The 18,142-nt window shown below is 43.0% G+C and carries 14 protein-coding genes; 7 read left to right on the top strand and 7 right to left on the bottom strand.

What is annotated here, in order from left to right; translation table 11 throughout:
* Positions 1-2 precede the first annotated feature (2 nt).
* The 5 genes from pstB to VFW36_RS05490 all read left to right on the top strand — a co-directional run bounded on the left by pstB (position 3) and on the right by VFW36_RS05490 (position 6,683).
* On the top strand, positions 3-788 hold the full coding sequence (gene pstB / locus VFW36_RS05510; protein WP_329657814.1) for a phosphate ABC transporter ATP-binding protein PstB: 786 nt from the start codon (positions 3-5) through the stop codon (positions 786-788).
* Between the two features lie 82 nt (positions 789-870).
* Entirely contained in the window at positions 871-2,571 is a 1,701-nt protein-coding gene (locus VFW36_RS05505; protein ID WP_329657813.1) for a two-component system response regulator, read from the top strand.
* Complete coding sequence (locus VFW36_RS05500) at positions 2,571-3,107, top strand: YfiR family protein (RefSeq protein ID WP_329657812.1); 537 nt, start codon at positions 2,571-2,573, stop codon at positions 3,105-3,107. Before VFW36_RS05505 ends, VFW36_RS05500 begins: the two co-directional genes overlap by 1 nt.
* Positions 3,104-4,672 carry an ATP-binding protein gene (locus VFW36_RS05495; protein WP_329657811.1) on the top strand — a complete coding sequence of 523 codons (1,569 nt, stop codon included), beginning with the start codon at positions 3,104-3,106 and terminating at the stop codon, positions 4,670-4,672. The genes VFW36_RS05500 and VFW36_RS05495 overlap by 4 nt, the downstream gene beginning before the upstream one ends.
* Before the next feature lie 73 nt (positions 4,673-4,745).
* On the top strand, positions 4,746-6,683 hold the full coding sequence (locus VFW36_RS05490) for a TonB-dependent receptor plug domain-containing protein (protein WP_329657810.1): 1,938 nt from the start codon (positions 4,746-4,748) through the stop codon (positions 6,681-6,683).
* A gap of 20 nt (positions 6,684-6,703) precedes the next feature.
* On the opposite strand, the gene queF is transcribed toward VFW36_RS05490, so the two are convergent.
* The 5 genes from queF to dnaA form a co-directional block, all read right to left on the bottom strand.
* Entirely contained in the window at positions 6,704-7,093 is a 390-nt protein-coding gene (queF, locus tag VFW36_RS05485) for a preQ(1) synthase (protein ID WP_329657809.1), read from the bottom strand.
* Between the two features lie 3 nt (positions 7,094-7,096).
* Positions 7,097-8,488 carry an EAL domain-containing protein gene (locus VFW36_RS05480; RefSeq protein WP_329657808.1) on the bottom strand — a complete coding sequence of 464 codons (1,392 nt, stop codon included), beginning with the start codon at positions 8,486-8,488 and terminating at the stop codon, positions 7,097-7,099.
* 9 nt (positions 8,489-8,497) lie between these two features.
* Entirely contained in the window at positions 8,498-10,813 is a 2,316-nt protein-coding gene (gene gyrB, locus VFW36_RS05475) for a DNA topoisomerase (ATP-hydrolyzing) subunit B (protein WP_329657807.1), read from the bottom strand.
* Between the two features lie 161 nt (positions 10,814-10,974).
* The gene (gene dnaN, locus VFW36_RS05470; protein ID WP_329657806.1) at positions 10,975-12,042 is read right to left on the bottom strand and encodes a DNA polymerase III subunit beta; all 1,068 of its coding nucleotides are present in this window, start codon (positions 12,040-12,042) and stop codon (positions 10,975-10,977) included.
* A gap of 193 nt (positions 12,043-12,235) precedes the next feature.
* Positions 12,236-13,570: a chromosomal replication initiator protein DnaA gene (dnaA, locus tag VFW36_RS05465; protein WP_329657805.1), complete on the bottom strand. Its 1,335-nt coding sequence runs from the start codon at positions 13,568-13,570 to the stop codon at positions 12,236-12,238.
* Between the two features lie 108 nt (positions 13,571-13,678).
* Between dnaA and ruvC the strand changes: the two genes are divergently transcribed.
* Together ruvC and VFW36_RS05455 are read left to right on the top strand one after the other, a co-directional pair.
* Positions 13,679-14,185 (top strand): crossover junction endodeoxyribonuclease RuvC, encoded by a 507-nt coding sequence (gene ruvC / locus VFW36_RS05460; RefSeq protein ID WP_329657804.1) that lies wholly within the window; start codon positions 13,679-13,681, stop codon positions 14,183-14,185.
* A 509-nt stretch (positions 14,186-14,694) separates the two neighbouring features.
* Positions 14,695-16,419, top strand: coding sequence for a lysophospholipid acyltransferase family protein (locus VFW36_RS05455; protein WP_329657803.1), 1,725 nt, complete (start codon positions 14,695-14,697; stop codon positions 16,417-16,419).
* Positions 16,420-16,545: 126 nt separating this feature from the next.
* Here VFW36_RS05455 and VFW36_RS05450 read toward each other — a convergent pair whose 3' ends face one another.
* Positions 16,546-17,418, bottom strand: coding sequence for an RluA family pseudouridine synthase (locus VFW36_RS05450; RefSeq protein ID WP_329657802.1), 873 nt, complete (start codon positions 17,416-17,418; stop codon positions 16,546-16,548).
* Between the two features lie 46 nt (positions 17,419-17,464).
* A partial coding sequence (locus tag VFW36_RS05445) for an RNA pseudouridine synthase (RefSeq protein ID WP_329657801.1) occupies positions 17,465-18,142 on the bottom strand: 678 nt, incomplete at its 5' end.

Genomic DNA, 18,142 nt, shown 5'->3' with positions numbered 1-18,142 from the left:
TTATGGCAAGTATTATCGATATTAAAGAAGAGTGCGCACTTCATGTCCGCAATTTTGATTTTACCTACAAAGGTGCAGCCGCGCCTAGTTTGAAAAAAATCACCATGCCGATCGCCAAACACTCTGTTACGGCGTTGATCGGACCCTCAGGATGCGGAAAAACAACCCTTTTACGCTCGTTTAACCGTATGCACGATCTTTATCCGGGGAACAAGTACGAAGGGGAGATCGAGTTTGAGGGGCGCAACATCCTTGATCCCAAAGAGGATTTGATCCATCTTCGCACCAAAATTGGGATGATTTTTCAAAAACCGACCGCGTTTCCGATGTCGATTTATGATAATGTTGCTTATGGTATGCGTTTGCAAGGGATCAAAAACAAAACCGAGCTGGAAGGGCGTGTCGAAAAAGCGCTCCAAGACGCCGCCATCTGGAAAGAGGTCAAAGATCGTCTCAAACACGATGCTAACGGACTATCGGGTGGACAACAACAACGTCTCTGTATCGCCCGTGCCATCGCCGTAGAGCCTGAAGTACTCCTCTTTGACGAACCGACCTCGGCGCTCGATCCGATCTCGACACAAGGGATCGAAAAGCTCGTTATTGAGCTCAAAGAGCGGGTCAGTATTATCATCGTTACCCACAATATGCAGCAAGCGGCTCGTGTCAGTGACTACACCGGATTTATGTATTTGGGTGATTTGATTGAACTGGGACATACCGAAGAACTCTTCGTCACCCCGAAAGAAAAATTGACCCAAGAGTACATTACGGGTAAATTTGGGTGATCCCCGATTTCCTTTATATTCGCTTCTTCTTTTTTTTATGCTATGATTAATAAATCAGGAACTTTGAATATAAGGAAACAAAATGTCAGATGATGAACTTTTATTCGCACCCGAAGAGGAAGTGACATTATCTGAGACTCCGTGGACGGTCATGATCGTCGATGATGATGCCGAAGTTCATTCCTTCACGAAATTAGCACTCCATGACTTCACGTACGAGCGCAAACCTCTGCGCTTCTTCTCTGCATACAGCGCCGCCGAAGCGGCTGAAATGTTAAAAAAGAATGATGATATTGCGATTATTTTACTCGATGTTGTGATGGAGAGTGAAACCGCCGGTCTCGATTTAGTCGAAACGATCCGGTACCATTTAAACAATAGCACCATCCGGATTATTATCCGAACCGGACAGCCGGGTGTCGCACCGGAGCGATACGTTATCGATCATTATGACATCAACGACTACAAAGAAAAAACGGAACTGACCACCGACCGCCTCTACACCACGATCCGAAGCGCACTATCGCAGTACAAACAGATCGTTGAACTTCTCAATAAAAAGAATGAAATCTATGCTGCCATGATTACCGACAGCCTAACCGGATTGGGTAATCGCGTCAAACTCAACTACGATCTCGATACCGACGAGCCGATGTCCCTTATACTAGTAAATATCGATGCCTTCAGTATGATCAATGATGTCTACGGATTCGAAGTCGGAGATCAGATGTTGCTCCAATTTGGCAAAATACTGCGTGACAACTCCTGCCATTTTTGTAAACTGTATCGCCTTGAAGCCGATATTTTTGCCGTACTCACCGACAACAAAGAGGTGCCGGACATCCAGAGGGAGGTTTTCCGTCTTCAAAGTACGATCACCAAACACTCATTTCTCATTAATACCATTGAACATCGGATCAATGTCACGATGGGTGTCGTAGAACACGATATGGGAAATATGATCCAAAAAGCCGAAATTGCCCTGCGCGAAGCACGAAAAATGAGCCGGAATCGGATACAGGTCTATTCCGATAGTTTGGCGGTTATCCAACAAATCAAAGAGAATACCAAATGGACCAAATGGCTCAAAGACGCTCTTGATAATAACAAACTGCTAACCTATTATCAACCCATCGTCGATTGTCAAAGCGGTGAAATATGCAAATATGAAGCGCTTGTACGGCTTGAACATGACGGGATTGTCTATACCCCTTACCATTTTCTCGCCACCGCCCGATTTGCCGGACTTCTGTATCAAATTACCCAACGGGTGTTTGAGCAAACGTGCGCACGATTCAGCACCAATACTCTGCACTTCTCGGTCAACATCACCGATCAGGATCTCGTAGAACCCGATTTCATCGGCTATATTGAGCGAACCCGCACCCGATACGGTATCAATGCGGATCGAATCTATTTCGAGATACTTGAAGATATCAGCATTTTGACAAATCCGATCGCCGAAAAACATCTCAATGAACTGACGAAAATGGGGTATCATCTGTGTTTGGACGATTTCGGAGTCCAATGCTCCAACTTCGCCCAACTCGGTAATCTTGACCTCGATATTGTGAAAATCGACGGGACCTATATCAAAGATATTGATGTGAATAAAAAATCCCAAACAGTGACGGAGACGATCCTCTTCTTTACCCATAAAATAGGGGTAAAAACCGTAGCGGAATTTGTCCATAGCCCTCAAGTGTACGAAATCGTCAAAGCGATGGGAGTCGATTACGCCCAAGGGTATTTTTTAGGCGAACCCAAACCCGACTTGATCTGATGAAAACGACAAAGCTTCTTGCCGCTGTCTTTTTTCTTTTTTTCTGCATCGCCTCTGTATTTGCTATTTCCGAAGAGAGTGTAAAAGCCGCTTATTTAGAGCGCTTTACGATGTTTATCAAATGGCCGAAGCCGATAGACTCCTACACGATCTGTATTTACAATGATGACCTGTTCGCTCAAACACTCCAAAAAAACTATTCATCTCATCTTTTTAATAACCATCCCCTCAAAGTGATTTCCCTACACGAAGGGGACTCTACCGAAGAGATGTTCAAATGCCATATCCTCTATTTTAGAGGTTCCAAACCCCATCAAAACGAAGCGCTCCTCGGTGCTTTGCGTAAAAACAATGTGTTGATCATCAGTGATGACGACGACGACGCTAAACGGGGGGCAATGATCGGGTTTTATTTACAAAACAATGCGTTCAAGTTTGTTATCAATCAGCGCAATTTGGAAAATGCCAACCTAAACGCCAGCTATAAGCTTCTCAATTTTGCGACCGTTATTGAACCGACAGGGGGGGCAAAATGAGTCTAAATACCCACTCTATCACCTCTCAAATGGTTCTATCACTGATCATCACAAGCCTGTTTGTCGTTATCACGGGAACACTTTTTCTCTCATGGTACAGCATTAACCACGAAAAACGAGCCTATCTTCATGAAAGTGATCTTCAGGCAAATTTAGTTGTTGATCTAGTAACGGCACCCTTGGCTTTTTTTGATCTTCAGGCCATCGATACCTCTATGTATCAACTCCAAAAAAATAAAAATGTTCTTTTTGCCGTTGTTTACGCTCCGGACAAAACCCCTATAACTATCTATAATCCTAACCACCAATCGATGCCGAAAACCATTTTTCCCTTAGGGATACGGTATGAACACCCGAGTTGGAACCCGTTTAAGTTGGGGAAATTAATAAACACCCTCGAAATCAAACAAAATAATCAACTCCTCGGCTATCTATACATAGAGAAAAAAACGGAACGAATCACCTCTTTTGTGGTCGATTTACTTAAATCCGTCGCACTTTTTTCAGTGATCCTGATTTTTATCATCTACTTTATTTCTCGCATCCTGAGCAAAAACATTCTTCAGCCTATTCTCATATTGACTGAAGCGGCCAAAGAGGTGGCCGAAAACAGTAACTATTCCCTTCGTGTCACACATGATAAAAAGGATGAAATCGCTTATTTGTACGATGCGTTTAACCACCTCCTAAGCGAGACGGAATCCCTAACGACCCATTTGGAATCACGGGTTACATCGCGAACAATGGAGCTTCAAAACTCTCTGGAAACACTCAAGAACACCCAGATTCAACTGGTAGAATCTGAAAAAATGGCCGCATTGGGAAATCTCGTCAGCGGTGTAGCACATGAAGTCAACACCCCTTTGGGAAATGCAATCACAGGCGGTTCCATCATTGTCAGAGAAACTCAACAGCTCCTTCATCAAATGGAAGAGGGAACCCTCAAAAAAACCGTGATGGAGCAAAAGCTCACGATTCTAAACGAAACCTCTCATCTCCTCCTCAACAGTATCAACCATGCCGCAAATCTGATCCGCAGTTTTAAACGAATTTCAGTCGATCAGAGCGTAGAAGATAAACAGGAATTTAATCTGTATGAATACCTTGAAGAGATACTTCTTACCTTTCATAACAAACTCAAAAAAGTACCGGTAACCGTAATTTTAGAGGGAGATCGCGATCTTCTCATCAAATCCTATCCGGGTGTATATGCCCAAATCATCAGTAACTTTATACAAAACTCACTCCTGCACGGATTTAGCGGATCCAGCACCGAGGCAACCATCACCATCCGATTTAATACGGAGGGTAAACGTCTTATTCTAACCTATAGCGATAACGGTGTGGGGATGGATGAAAAAATCAAAAAAATAGCGTTTGAACCTTTTACGACGACCAAACGCAATGCCGGAGGAACCGGTCTGGGGCTTAACATCGTCTATAACCTGATTACGCAAAAGCTCAAAGGGGAGATTTCTCTTCGCTCCGAACCTCAAAAAGGGGTAGAATTTACTCTCACACTCCCTCTTGAACCCGCTACATTAAACTCAGAATTATTATCTTAACAAATTTTAAGTGAATGACGTTATCATTGTTTTAATCAGCTTTAGTACGTAAATTTTAGAGAAAAGGGTTATCATGAAAAACGTTTTTTTGATCGCAGCACTCTCCTGCACCCTTCTTCAAGCAGACGAAGCGTCGGATTTAGCCCCACTTTCGCTTGAGGATCTTCTTAATATACAAGTTACGAGTACATCACGCCGTGATGAAAGCCAGCATTTGGCACCCGGTGTCGTCACCGTCGTATCGTCACAAGAGATTCAGCAATACGGCGCACGCCATTTACGCGATGTCATTGATCGTCTCGTCGGGATGCAAGTTCTCGGCTCCCACCAACGTCCCCACAATAAAACCTCCATCAGGGCAATGAACGGTGCCCATCAGGAAGGATGGGAAGTGATCCTCCTAAACGGCCGTCCGATCCACGAGGGGACGGACGGAGGGTTTAACTTCGATATTTATCTCGGATTTCCTCTCGATATGATTGACCATATTGAGGTGATACGAGGTCCCGGATCGGTCATTTACGGTACCAATGCGATGTCTGGGGTCATAAACATCGTCACCAAAGATGCCCAAAAATCGATCAATGAGACCCGTGTCGATCTCAGCGCGGGAAGTTTTGATCGCACTCAGGTTGAACTCTCGACCTTGATAGGGGGAAATGACTACAGTCTGAATATCGCTCTTAACGCTATTCGTGCTGATGGCGACAGTGTTGGCGGAATTTTTGACAAAAGCAACGCACTAGGAACCTACGGTACGGCTGAAAACAGCGATAACCTCGTTATTAATGCGAAATACAAGGGGTTCACCCTAAATGCTATGGTGATGAACAACAACGAAGACAGCGGCGGTTCTACCTTTGACCTCCCCTCCTCAGCGATGAATAAAAAAAGAAATTTTTTGGATGTCGGATACCTCTACGATCTCACAAGCGGATGGGATGTATCGATCAACTATACAGTGAATTTGGGTGAATTCGATTGGCAAATCAGCGGTTCAGGTGCCAGAAACCATTATAAAGATCGCTATGATATGACAGAGGTGATCGTGCGGGGTAATGTCGCCACCGATCTTAACCTCCTCTTCGGGGCCAACTCTTCTAACTACGAAACAGAGTTTAGAAATACGGGAACATTCCCCTATTCCGAAATGAACAACAAAAGTGCTTATACCCAACTCGACTACATGCTCTCTCCGAAACAAAAACTCATTCTCGGTGCCCAGCTAAACAAACCCGAAGATTCCCAAAGCGACCTCTCCAAACGGGCCGGATTTATTCAGGGATTCGGAGATAATTGGTGGCTAAAACTCCTCTACAGCGAAGCGTATCGTTCACCCAATCTTCAGGAAGCAAAAATCAATGCCCCGACACTGCTCGGAAATCCGTTGTTAAACCCTGAAAAGGTGGCAACCTACGATGCACAGCTCATTTATCAAACATCGAAGCAATACTATGCGATCGCTCTCTATGACACGATGCTTGAGAATTTGATTGTGAGAATACCCTATTCACCGGGACGATCCACATTTACCAATCGAGGATATGTCCGTTTTCAGGGGATTGAAGCAGAAGGGCGTGTGGAATTAAATGATAATTTCAGCGTTTTGGGGAATTTCAGCTATCAAATCAACAAAACGGACAGCGGTGCCGAAGATACAACCTTTGCCCCAAATACCATGGTCAAATTAGGGGGTTCCTACCACGGAATTTACGGGATGAATATCGCTGTGTTTGACAGCTATATCGGTAAATCTCACGATTTAACGGTTTCAGGAGTATCCCTTAACCCGAGTGCGGATCCTTACCATCTTTTAACCGCTAATATCTCCGTTGATACGGCAAAAATGTGGAATTTCGGTCAAATCGGACGCTCTTCATTGTCCCTTTATCTCGACAATCTTTTGAATGAAGATATTTATGCCGCCAATCTCAATTACACGAACGGAACTAACACTATTCCCGCCCATTGGGGACGCAGTGCCAATTTAACGTATACCTACAGATTTTAGAAGTTTACATTTCTCCCGCTTTAGCGGGAGAGTTCCATTTTTTCGCTGTCGATCTCAACCACTGTATGAACATTTCCGCGCGGATAATAGTCTGCAACCACTTTTAAGCGCTTAGGAGCGATTTTAGACTCAAAGGTACTGTAGATCTCATTTGCACTGTTTTCGTGCGAAATATGGCGGTTTCTGAACGAATTAATGTACAGTTTGATAGCTTTGAGTTCGGCCACCCACTTGTCCGGTGTGTATTCGACGTAAATCGTCGCAAAATCGGGATAACCGCTTCGAGGGCAAAGGCAGGTAAATTCCGGCAAGGTCACTTTGATCACATATTCACGTTCATGCACGTTTGGCCAAATTTCAAAATCTTTTTCGATGTCAAAATTTTCGACTATTTGTTCTCCGTATTTCATCCGTTATCCTTTTATCTCTTCTAGTGTTACAATTTTACCGTGATAATTGCCCTGCCGATAATTTATTTTTAGCGACTGAGCCAGCTGATCGGTTTCATGATCTTCTACCATAGGGATCCACGTTTTCGTTCCGCATAGGTGAGCACTCAAATTTAGCCCTTGTATGATGTTTTGATACCCCGCTTTTTTTATATTGCGGCTGTAGAGGGGATCGAAACGGACAACATCCACTTCCAACTCTTTTAGATATAAAAGAGCCGTATGGTAGCCCCCCAACCGATCCAGCGCAATTTTGTAGCCTGCTTTGCGATAGTGGGCGATTTGTTGGGCAAAACGCTCCAACTGATGACAATACTCTTTCTCTTCAAACAGAAGCGTTATCTTATAACGCGCATTAGGATAGCGTTCAAACAGGGTCAATGCATGTTCAAAAAAATGGGGATTTCGCAAAGTAACCGAGGAAACACTCATAATAAAGTTTCGATTTTTGTCATCACACACTTTTCCGATTTGCTCTAACACGTCACTTTCAAGATAGCGCATTTTATTCAAACGATTGAGCACCGGAACATATCGGCTTTGATGGATAAATCTCTGTTGCGAATCGATCAGTTTGACGGTTGTATCAAATACAGCATATTCATCGCAGCATACCGGCCAAAATCCGATTGAAAACCGTTTTTCCTCCAGAGCCTCTATAATCTCCTGCTCAAGTTCGTTGATCGAATAGAGTTCCTCTTTTTCATTACTGATACGATCATGATTTAACTCATACAAACGGCTCAATAAATGGTCAATATCATTTGATAGGCGTGAATCGACCATTACCGCTTCGAGTCTTATCTCAATCTCATGATAAACATAGTTCTGGTATTTACTCAAAAACAGTTCCAAAAGGGGGATAAAATCTTCTTTTTCACCTGACAAAAACAGTAAAAAATCGCCCCCCTTATGACGCCCGATCGGAAGTTTATCAATCCCTTTTTCTCGAAAAAACCGATCGATTTTTTTTACGGCACTTCGTAATGCATCATCCCCGTTTTTAATCCCGTAACGTTCATTGATCGACCACAAATTTTGAACGCTGATCATCATAATCGTATGGGTGTTTTTAGAAATATGTTTTGCGGCTAATCGAAAGAAATATTCCGAAGTAAACGCATGGGTTACGGAGTCAGTGATATTTTCTCGACTGCTTTGATAAATGAGATAGAAAATAAAATAGACCATTATCCCGAGCAAAGTGATGGAGAGGAGAATTAACGATGTAAGGGTAGTATGCGTTTGGGTAAAAAGGGCAAAAAGGGTAACCGAACTGAGAAAAAAGATCGGCAACCCCATCCGAAGCGCTAACGCAAAACGGTGTTCCCTCTCTTTTTGTTCGGTATAGGTCATAAAGATCGTTTAAATATCCAAGTGTTTTACGTCTTTAGCGTGCGTTTCGATGTAGTTACGGCGCGGTTCAACATCATCACCCATAAAGAGATTAAACGACTCTCCCGCTGCTTCGGCATCATCAATCGTGATACGGAGCAATACGCGGTTTTCCGGCGTCATAGTTGTTTCCCAAAGCTGTTCAGGATTCATCTCACCAAGACCTTTATAGCGTTGGATGTAAGAGCCTTTCTTCGCGAAATCGGTGATTTGGGTCAACGATTCGAGCAAATCGCCATTGAGAGGCAAATTCCACTCTTGGATTTTTTGGTAAATGTAGTTTGCTTCGGCAAAATGAGGTGATGCAAAAAGCTCATCATTGATATGAAGCTCTTCAAGCCCCTCTTTGGTTTGAACAAACAGATGCATATCTTCATCGCTAACATTTTTGCTGAGGATATTATTTCCTTGTTCATTCAAGAACGCTTCGACTTTCGGATACAACTCTTTGAGCGGCAATGCGATCAAATCCGGATTTTCGATGAAATAACGGATCAATTCAACGAGAGCATAGCGGCGTTCCAACGCATCGAGGGTACTGCGATAGTGATCGACCATTTTAAAGAATGAGACGAGATCGTTCACACCGATATTGAGGTTTTCAGACTCGAGTGCTTCGATACCGTTTTCGATCAAGAAGGCGTTCATGACACGATCGTCTTTGAAGTAGATCTCTTTTTTCCCTTTTTTGTAACGATAAAGAGGGGGCTGTGCAAGATAGAGATAACCGTTCTCAACGATCTTCGGCAAGTATCGGAAGAAGAACGTCAATAACAACGTTTGGATATGGCTACCGTCGACGTCGGCATCGGTCATGATGATGATTTTGTGGTAACGGAGTTTGTCTTCGTTAAACTCTTCACCGATTCCGCATCCGAGCGCCGTAATCATGTTAGTGATCTCTTCGGATTTTAGGATTTTGTCCAAACGTGCTTTTTCAACGTTGAGGATTTTACCTTTGAGCGGCAAAATCGCTTGGAAAACACGGTCACGCCCTTGTTTCGCCGAACCGCCCGCAGAGTCCCCTTCCACCAGATAGAGTTCGCTGATCGACGGATCTTTGCTTTGGCAGTCGGCGAGTTTACCCGGTAAGGTTCCTACCGTCATTGCATCTTTGCGTCGTGTCAATTCACGCGCTTTTTTCGCCGCTTCACGTCCGCGTGCCGCCATAAGGGCTTTTTGGACGATTGCTTTGGCTTGGATCGGATTTTCTTCGAAATATTTGGTTAATTTTTCGTAGGTAACTTTTTGCACCAACGGTCGAACGTAGGTATTTCCGAGTTTCCCTTTAGTTTGACCCTCAAACTGAGGTTCCGGAACGCGAACCGATACGACACAGATAAGCCCTTCGGAGACATCTTCTCCGGTAAGAGGTACATCTTTCTCTTTAGCGTTACCGTTTTGTTTGTTGTAGTTGGAGATAACACGTGTCAATCCCGCACGGAAACCCGCTTCGTGGGTACCGCCGTTAGGGGTATTGATGTTATTAACAAACGTGAAGGTTTTATCATCGTAGCTGTCGTTATACATGATGGCGATGTCCATCTCAATGTCTTCGATTTTTTCGCTGAATGCAAACGGAGAGGCAACAACGACTTTTTTATTCACATCGGTAACGAATTGGCTGATACCCCCTTCGTAATGGTAGGTATTTTCAGCACCGTTTCGTTCATCTTTGAACACGATAGTGATTTTCGGATTGAGATAGGCGAGTTCACGGAACCGTTTTGCCAGATAGTCGTAATCGAAAATGATGGTTTCGGTAAAGATCGAAGGATCGGGAAAAAACTCGATCGTTGTTCCACGTTTACGTGTATTACCCGTTACAGCTAACGGCTCTTGAGGGATACCGCATTTAAAATTTTGCTCAAAACTTTGACCCTCACGGAAAATAGTCATTTTCAAATCAGAGGAGAGTGCATTAACAACCGAGACCCCTACCCCGTGCAAACCGCCCGAGACTTTATAGGTATCTTTATCGAATTTTCCCCCCGCATGAAGTACCGTCAAAACAACGGTTGCCGCAGAGATCCCCTCAGTCGGATGCATATCGGTCGGAATACCGCGACCGTTATCGCTGACGACTGCCGTACCGTTTTTGGTCAAGGTTACCGAGATTGTATCACAATGTCCTGCCATCGCTTCATCGATCGAGTTGTCAACAACTTCGTAGATGAGATGGTGAAGACCACGATGACCGGTGTCACCGATATACATACCCGGTCGTTTTCGAACGGCTTCGAGACCTTTTAGGACTTTAATATTACTAGCACCGTAATTTTCCATAGTTGCTCCAGCTTTTAAGCGTGTTTAATGCTTTATTTTAGCGAAGTTAAACTAAAAAGAAGGTTTAGCTCTGTTATTCCCGTCTTCGCGGGAATCCAGCTTATATATAAATTGGGGATGGATCCCCGGGTCAAGCCCGAGGATGACGAAGAGGGGTAAAATTAGATAACAATCGGCATAACGATGGTTTTAAAATTTTGATCTTTTAAAACAAACGGCTGATTTGATTCATTCGCTTCGAGGGTAAATTCAGTACTGTTAACTTGAGATAAAAAGTCCAAAATATAGCGGCTGTTGATCGCAAGGATAAACGGTGTTTCAAACCCGTTTTCTATTTCCACCGCTGTTTTTGCTTCGATGTTGTCATCACTCAAACTCTCAAACAAAATGGAGTCGTTTTGGAAAGTGAGTTTCAAATCATTGGAGATCGTCGTAATCTGCTTGATAGCGGTAACGATAACGCTTTTCGGTAGGGTTAGGATACGTTGAGCCTCTTTTGGGATAATTCGGCTGTAATCGGGAAATTTACCGTTAATGAGTTTGGTATAAAAGAGTGAATCTTCCGATTTGATAATGAGATGGGTATTATCGTAGAAAATCTCGATGTTGTCATTAAAAAGTTTTTGTATTTCGATAATCGCTTTTTTAGGGACGATGATAGAGAGTTCCGCATCGCTTTGACTGTCGATATGAACCAATGCAAGACGTCGAGTATCGGTTGAGACAAAGTTGATCTGATTGCTTTTAATGTCGATCAAAGCACCGTTGAGTTCAAACTTCGGATTGTTAGTGTCTGCAGCCGGAGTGATTTTTTTCAACGATTCAATCAAAAGATGAGAGTTGATAGCGATGTTAGGTTTTCCATCGGTTGTCGGGAAAGAAGGGAATTCTGAACTCTTATAGGTAGGGAGTTTAAAGTTCGATCGTTTTTGACGAATGATGAGAGTCTCTTTTTCAAGAGAGAGTTCAACCTCTTCATCTTTGAGGATACGGATAATATCCAGAAGCTTTTTACCGTTAGCGGTTAGAGAACCTGGTTCTTCAACACTGACCGAGTTGGTTTGAATAACCAGTCCGATTTCAAAATCGGTTGCTTTGGCGTAAAGGGTTCTCCCATCGGTAGAGAGCAATATATGGGAAGTGATTTGCGATGTATCTTTTTTCTCTAAAAAAGGTTGAAGATGAAGAAGGATATTTTCCAAAACCGATTTATCAACGGTAATTTTCATAAAAGACTCCTTTTATTATATATAAGCATTAATTGTAGTAGTTAGTAATAAGGGGGTGTGAATGGGTGAAAACACACCACAAACACCGCTCTCTCCTGATTTCTTCATGTGATGAATCAACTCTATTTCATTCACATCTATTCACGTAAGGGGAATTATATCTTTTTTAAAACCCCTTTACAAACATAAAAGGTTATTCCGGAGTTGCAATTGAGACTTTATTGGAGAGTTCTTCGATTTTCATTCGGAAATCTTCGTCGTTTTTCATCAACTCTTGGATTTTTTTCATCGTATGACTGACGGCGGTATGATCTTTCATCCCGAAATATTGAGCAAGTTGAGGCATCGAGTTGGGTGTGAGTGAGCGGGAGAGATAAATGGCAATCCGTCGTGCATAGACGATGTTGCTGTTTCGGCTTTTGGAGCGGATTTCACTCGGTTTGATATTGAGCTCTTTTGCCACGGTGTCCATAATGAGGTCGGTCGTAATGTTGCTCCGTTTTTCCGCCATTTGTTCTTTGAGGACGTTTCGGGCAAACTCGATGGTGATGTCAACTCCCATCAGCTGTGAATAGGCATTGAGCTTGGAGAGGATCCCTTCGATTTCGCGGGTGTTGTTCTCGATAATCGTCGCGACGTAGTTGATCACTTCCCGATCGAGTTTGACACGGTTGATCTCACATTTTTTCTTGATAATCTCGATTTTCGTTTCGAGTTCAGGGGGTTGAATATCGGCAACGAGTCCCGACTCAAATCGGCTTTTGAGACGCTCTTCGAGACCGCCGATTTTTTTTGGAGGTTTATCGGAGGTGATAATGATCTGTTTGTTCTCATTTCGCAGAGCGTCGAAAGTGTGGAAGAACTCTTCTTGGATCTGATTTTTATTGCTCAAAAATTGAATATCGTCGATGAGGAGCAAATCACATTTACGGTATTTGTCTTTGAATCGATCCATGGTACGGTTACTGAGGTGTCGGGTAAAATCGTTGAGGAACTGTTCTACCGAGGTGTAAATGACCGTTTTACCTTGAGAAAGCATCACGTTTCCGACCGATTGCATCAAGTGGGTTTTTCCCAGCCCGACGCCGCCGTAGATAAAGAGAGGATTATAAACGACCCCCGGTTTTTCACTCACGTTTTTGGCGGCGATAAACGCAAAATTATTTGAATCGCCCACAACAAAATTTTGAAAGGTATAAGAGGGGTTGAGCAACGATCCGCTGGGACGTTCCGTGTTCGTTTGCATAGTCGGATTTGAAACGGCTGAGGGGGTTGCTGCGGAGGTGGATTGGATCAAAATGGACACGGTCGGTTTGATATTGGTTTTAATTTCAAATAGATGAGCGATTTTATCGGCGAATTTGGTTCGTACCCAGTTGGCTATGAGGGCATTGGGGGCACGATAAATGGCCAGATTGCTTTTGGATTCGCTTTCGTCATAGGTAAGCTGTTTAATGTAGCGTTGGTAGTCGATTTCGTTGATCTCCCCTTTGAGCGCATTTAAAACCTGTTTACCGATCGAATTCATCTTTTCCCTTATGTGAATAGTATTTGTGAATAATACCGATATTTGCCTATAATTAGGATCAAATACGAAGTGAATAGAAGATATTCACCGATGTGAATAAGGAAAAGAATGAATATTTTGGGGATCGACCCGGGGACACGAAATTGCGGTTATGCAATCGTGAAAATCGAAGGTCAAAAAATTCGTCTTGTTGAAGCGGGACTTATCAAGATCAAAGCCGAAGCGCTTCAATACCAAATTCCTCAAGTGGCTGAAGCGATTGAACAGCTGTTTCATTCTCACACGATCGATGAAGTAGCGATGGAAGACATTTTTTATGCCCATAACCCCAAAACAGTGTTAAAGCTAGCACAATTTCGCGGAGCTATCACTTTGAAACTCTTGCAAGAATACGGGATGTTTGCCGAATACACGCCGTTGCAAGTGAAAAAGGCATTAACCGGCAAAGCAAAAGCGGCAAAAGAGCAAGTGGCATTTATGGTAAAACAGATACTAGGAATAACGAAAGAGATAAAACCGCTCGATATTACCGATGCGATGGCGGTAGCGATTACGCATGCTCAAAGAGTAAAGTTAGAGATCAATCAAAAGAGCAGAGAGAAAAAAGGGGTATAGCGACCGACACACCAGGAAGGTCGCCAAGTCAGAAGTTTATCCAAAGAGACTTAGATAACCTTAATAAATTGGGATTGATCTCTCTCTTAAGTGTTAATCTCTGTTATGCTGCTAAAAGATTTCTGAAAGTGTAAAAAATTATCTAAAATATCCTAAAATGTGTAATATTCACACTGTGACCGTGTTGTGAATAAGTAACCTCCATTTAGCGCAAAAAAATTCAAAAACAGTTCCAAAGTTCAGAAATTTTTTATCTAAATCTACCCTGAATATCACTACCTTTAAACATGCTTAAAGCCCTATATTGCGGGCTTTCAAAGAATTTTATCACTTTAATAATCAATTAAGCTCATGTTATAAAAAGTTATTCACATATTACGGGAATTTTTTTCCAAAAATGCAGAGTAATACGACAGTAATCGAAACGTAATCATTCTGAAACTAACATTATTTACCGTATCGAAAATAAGGGAGATCGTTAAGATTTCTCTGTTAATAAAGGGTATGTCATGGTTAGTGCAGAATTTATATTGCGAAAAGAGTATCCGAAATTGTTTCGGTATCCGATGTTGATCTACAAAACGATTGTCGGATTAACACGGTTGGTATTGCATGAAAAATCGATTAACCGTTTTATGGAGATTCACCAAGAAAAAATCGGACTCGAATTTGTAGATGCCGTTTTGGAATATTTGAATGTGTCGTATAAAACGATTCATAAACAAATCGAGAACATTCCATCGATGGGTAAAGTGATTATTGTCGCCAATCACCCTTTGGGTGCATTAGACGCCCTTTGTTTGATTCAAATGGTATGTTCTGTTCGACAGGATAAAAAAGTGAAAATCGTTGCCAATCGGATGTTAGGGGAGATAACCCAGCTCAAAGAGTTCATGATTGGTGTGGACAATATCAACGATCGAGTCTCTAAATACGCTTTACAGCAAATAGATAAAGCGCTGCAAGCCGAAGAGGCGGTTATTTTCTTTCCCTCGGGTGAAGTATCTCGCGCAGGATTATTCGGGATAAAAGAGGGAACATGGAAGGGAGGCTTTATAAAGTTTGCCAAGCGCAATGCAACACCGATCCTCCCTATCCATATCAAAGGGAAAAACTCTCCCCTCTTCTACGCTCTCTCATGGATCTATAAACCTCTAGGGGCAGTGTTGCTTAGTCATGAAATATTTGCGGCACGTAATCGTGTTTTTGATTTTACGATAGGGGAGATGGTGAGTGAAAAAGCGCTCAATGATTTTAATCTTAGCGAAAAACGACACGCACGATTGTTTCGTAAGCATCTTATCCGTATTGCCAAAGGGAAGCGAGGGATCTATCCTACCGAGTGTACTATCGCACATCCCGTATCGCGTCAGGAGTTGCGTCAGGAGCTTCGTAGGGGCGAACTGTTGGGTCTGACGAGCGATAACAAGCAAATCTACCTTATAGAGCACGAGAATGCCCCGAATATTATCAATGAGATCGGACGGCTGCGTGAATACTCTTTTCGCAAAGTGGGTGAAGGGAGCGGTAAAACCCGTGACATTGATGTGTATGATCGCTACTACCACCATTTAGTGTTGTGGGATGATGAGGCGCTCGAGATTGCCGGAGCGTATCGTATCGGCGAGTGTGAGTGGATTCTTTCGTGGTTAGGGAAAGAGGGATTGTATATGTCAGATCTGTGTCATATTTCGGATCGTTTTGATCCTGTTCTTGAAAATGCGATCGAATTGGGACGGAGTTTTGTCCAGCCGAAATACTGGGGAAGTCGAGCGCTTGATTATCTTTGGCAGGGGATCGGAGCCTATCTGAGTCATAATCCGGAGGTGAAATATATGATGGGACCGGTGAGTATTTCGGGGAGTTTTCCCAAACATGCACAGGAAGCTTTGGTCTATTTTTACACCCTTTATTTCGGTTCAGACCATACGATGGTGAAAGCAAAATCGCCGTATCGACTCTCTGAATATGTCCAAGATGAGTTTAAAAACGTGTTCAGCGGAGAGAACTATACGGAGGATTTTAAAGTGCTCAAGGACTATTTAAAAGCATTCGATGTAGCGGTTCCTACCCTCTATAAACAGTACAGCGAGTTGTGTGATGAGGGGGGTGTGGAGTTTATGGATTTCGGGATTGATACCGATTTTAACAACTGTATTGACGGATATATTTTGGTGGATATTCGAAAAATCAAAGAGGCAAAACGACAGCGATACATCAATAACGCTGTCTAATTTCATTCTATCTTTTCTTTTTAATAAGAAAAGAAACAAAAGAAAATCGCTCCCTCAATAGAACGCTTCCAATCGCTTTGGCACTTCTGCCAGCGATTGGGCTTTAGGTAAATTTCGGGAGCATAATTAATAAATTTGCATCGCTTCAAAACATTCTTTGACAAAATCTTTTTCCGATTCGATCTTATATGCTTCATTTTCATATTCAAATTCGAGAGAATGGGCGTGAAGAAGGAGTCGTGTTGACCCCCCTATTCTCACTCTATCCTCAGGCGATAACTCTTTTTTGATGAAGCTAATAACATCTTTTTCCTCCGGTCCATAGACCGGATCACCGATGATCGGATGTTCCACGTGGAACAAATGAACCCGAATTTGATGGGTACGACCCGTTAAAGGTGATGCCTCTACTAGGGTCATATCGTGTTCAGGAAAGTACTGAAGCGGTCGAATAATAGTATGGGCAGGTTTCCCTTTGGGGTCAACTTTGACCACCATACTGATCAAAAGATTGGGATGATCGATTCGAAATAGAGGTACTTGAATATCAATAATATCTTTGACATGACCTCTCACCATCGCAAGATAACGTTTGGAAATGAGACGTTCAGAGAATAACTTTTTTAAAACCGACTCGCTTTTTTTATTTCGAGAAACTAAAACCAATCCGCTTGTCTCTTGATCGATACGGTGGGTCGCGTTAGCATCATCGCCAAACTGATGTTTGATCTCATCGTTCAGTGTGTAGGGTGACAGACGGCTATGGGGATGGACACTTAAACCGCTGGGTTTGTCATACACTGCAAAGTCGTTAGTGACAAACATCGGTTTGAATCCACGCGATAACGGCTCAAAACAGATGAACTCACAAGCGCCTTCGATGAAGCCGAATTGATCGTCCATAACGACACCGTTTTGGCTCAATCTCCCTCTGGCGATTAGACGTTGTCCTTCGCTACGAGAGAGTCCTAATTCGTCCATTAAAAAGGGTAGTGCCATTTGCCTTTGGGGTGAATACAATTGTTTGGTGATGAACGGCATGGATCTATTTCACTCTCATCGCGTCAAAACATTGGGTGACGAAATCCTCTTTGGAGATAACATGGTAGGGAATCTCATTATAGGTGAATTCGAGCGAATGGGCGTGGAGTAAAAGACGTGACGCACCGGTATTGGAAAAGCGTTCTTCTACAGACATCTCTCGATCCAAAAAGCGAACGGCATTGTTTTCATCTTGACCATAGATAGGATCACCGACGATCGGATGTTCCACGTGGAACAAATGAACCCGTATCTGATGTTGGCGTCCCGTATAGGGTGAAGCCTCGACGAGAGTCGTATCGGAGTCAGGAAAATACTTCAGCGGTGTGATAAAGGTACGGGAGGGTTTTCCCTCAGGATGAACTCGAACGATCATACGTACAATAGAGCTCTCATCTTCGCGACGCAACAGAGGCTCTTGTATATCGAGTGGATCTTTGAGATGACCTTTTACCATAGCAATATATTTCTTGGTGATTTGGCGCTCTTCAAACATCATCTTCAAAGCACGTTCGCTGATTTTGTTTCGCGCCGCTAAAACCAAACCGCTCGTCTCTTGATCGATTCGATGGGTGATATTGGCTTCATGCCCGAAACGGTGTTTGATCTCATCATTGAGACTGTAGGGGGTATGACGATTTTGGGGATGGACGAGGAGACCGCTGGGTTTGTCATAAACAGC

Source organism: Sulfuricurvum sp. (assembly GCF_036279695.1).
Lineage (GTDB): Bacteria > Campylobacterota > Campylobacteria > Campylobacterales > Sulfurimonadaceae > Sulfuricurvum.
This window is presented reverse-complemented; position numbering and strand designations above follow the sequence as displayed.

Excerpts from the sequence above, each read along its gene's own strand:
- VFW36_RS05455 (WP_329657803.1), top strand. The coding sequence starts at position 14,695 with ATGGTTAGTGCAGAATTTATATTGCGAAAAGAGTATCCGAAATTGTTT.
- VFW36_RS05505 (WP_329657813.1), top strand. The coding sequence starts at position 871 with ATGTCAGATGATGAACTTTTATTCGCACCCGAAGAGGAAGTGACATTA.
- VFW36_RS05495 (WP_329657811.1), top strand. The coding sequence starts at position 3,104 with ATGAGTCTAAATACCCACTCTATCACCTCTCAAATGGTTCTATCACTG.
- VFW36_RS05490 (WP_329657810.1), top strand. The coding sequence starts at position 4,746 with ATGAAAAACGTTTTTTTGATCGCAGCACTCTCCTGCACCCTTCTTCAA.
- pstB (WP_329657814.1), top strand. The coding sequence starts at position 3 with ATGGCAAGTATTATCGATATTAAAGAAGAGTGCGCACTTCATGTCCGC.
- ruvC (WP_329657804.1), top strand. The coding sequence starts at position 13,679 with ATGAATATTTTGGGGATCGACCCGGGGACACGAAATTGCGGTTATGCA.
- VFW36_RS05500 (WP_329657812.1), top strand. The coding sequence starts at position 2,571 with ATGAAAACGACAAAGCTTCTTGCCGCTGTCTTTTTTCTTTTTTTCTGC.
- dnaN (WP_329657806.1), bottom strand. The coding sequence starts at position 12,042 with ATGAAAATTACCGTTGATAAATCGGTTTTGGAAAATATCCTTCTTCAT.
- VFW36_RS05480 (WP_329657808.1), bottom strand. The coding sequence starts at position 8,488 with ATGACCTATACCGAACAAAAAGAGAGGGAACACCGTTTTGCGTTAGCG.
- gyrB (WP_329657807.1), bottom strand. The coding sequence starts at position 10,813 with ATGGAAAATTACGGTGCTAGTAATATTAAAGTCCTAAAAGGTCTCGAA.
- queF (WP_329657809.1), bottom strand. The coding sequence starts at position 7,093 with ATGAAATACGGAGAACAAATAGTCGAAAATTTTGACATCGAAAAAGAT.
- dnaA (WP_329657805.1), bottom strand. The coding sequence starts at position 13,570 with ATGAATTCGATCGGTAAACAGGTTTTAAATGCGCTCAAAGGGGAGATC.
- VFW36_RS05450 (WP_329657802.1), bottom strand. The coding sequence starts at position 17,418 with ATGGCACTACCCTTTTTAATGGACGAATTAGGACTCTCTCGTAGCGAA.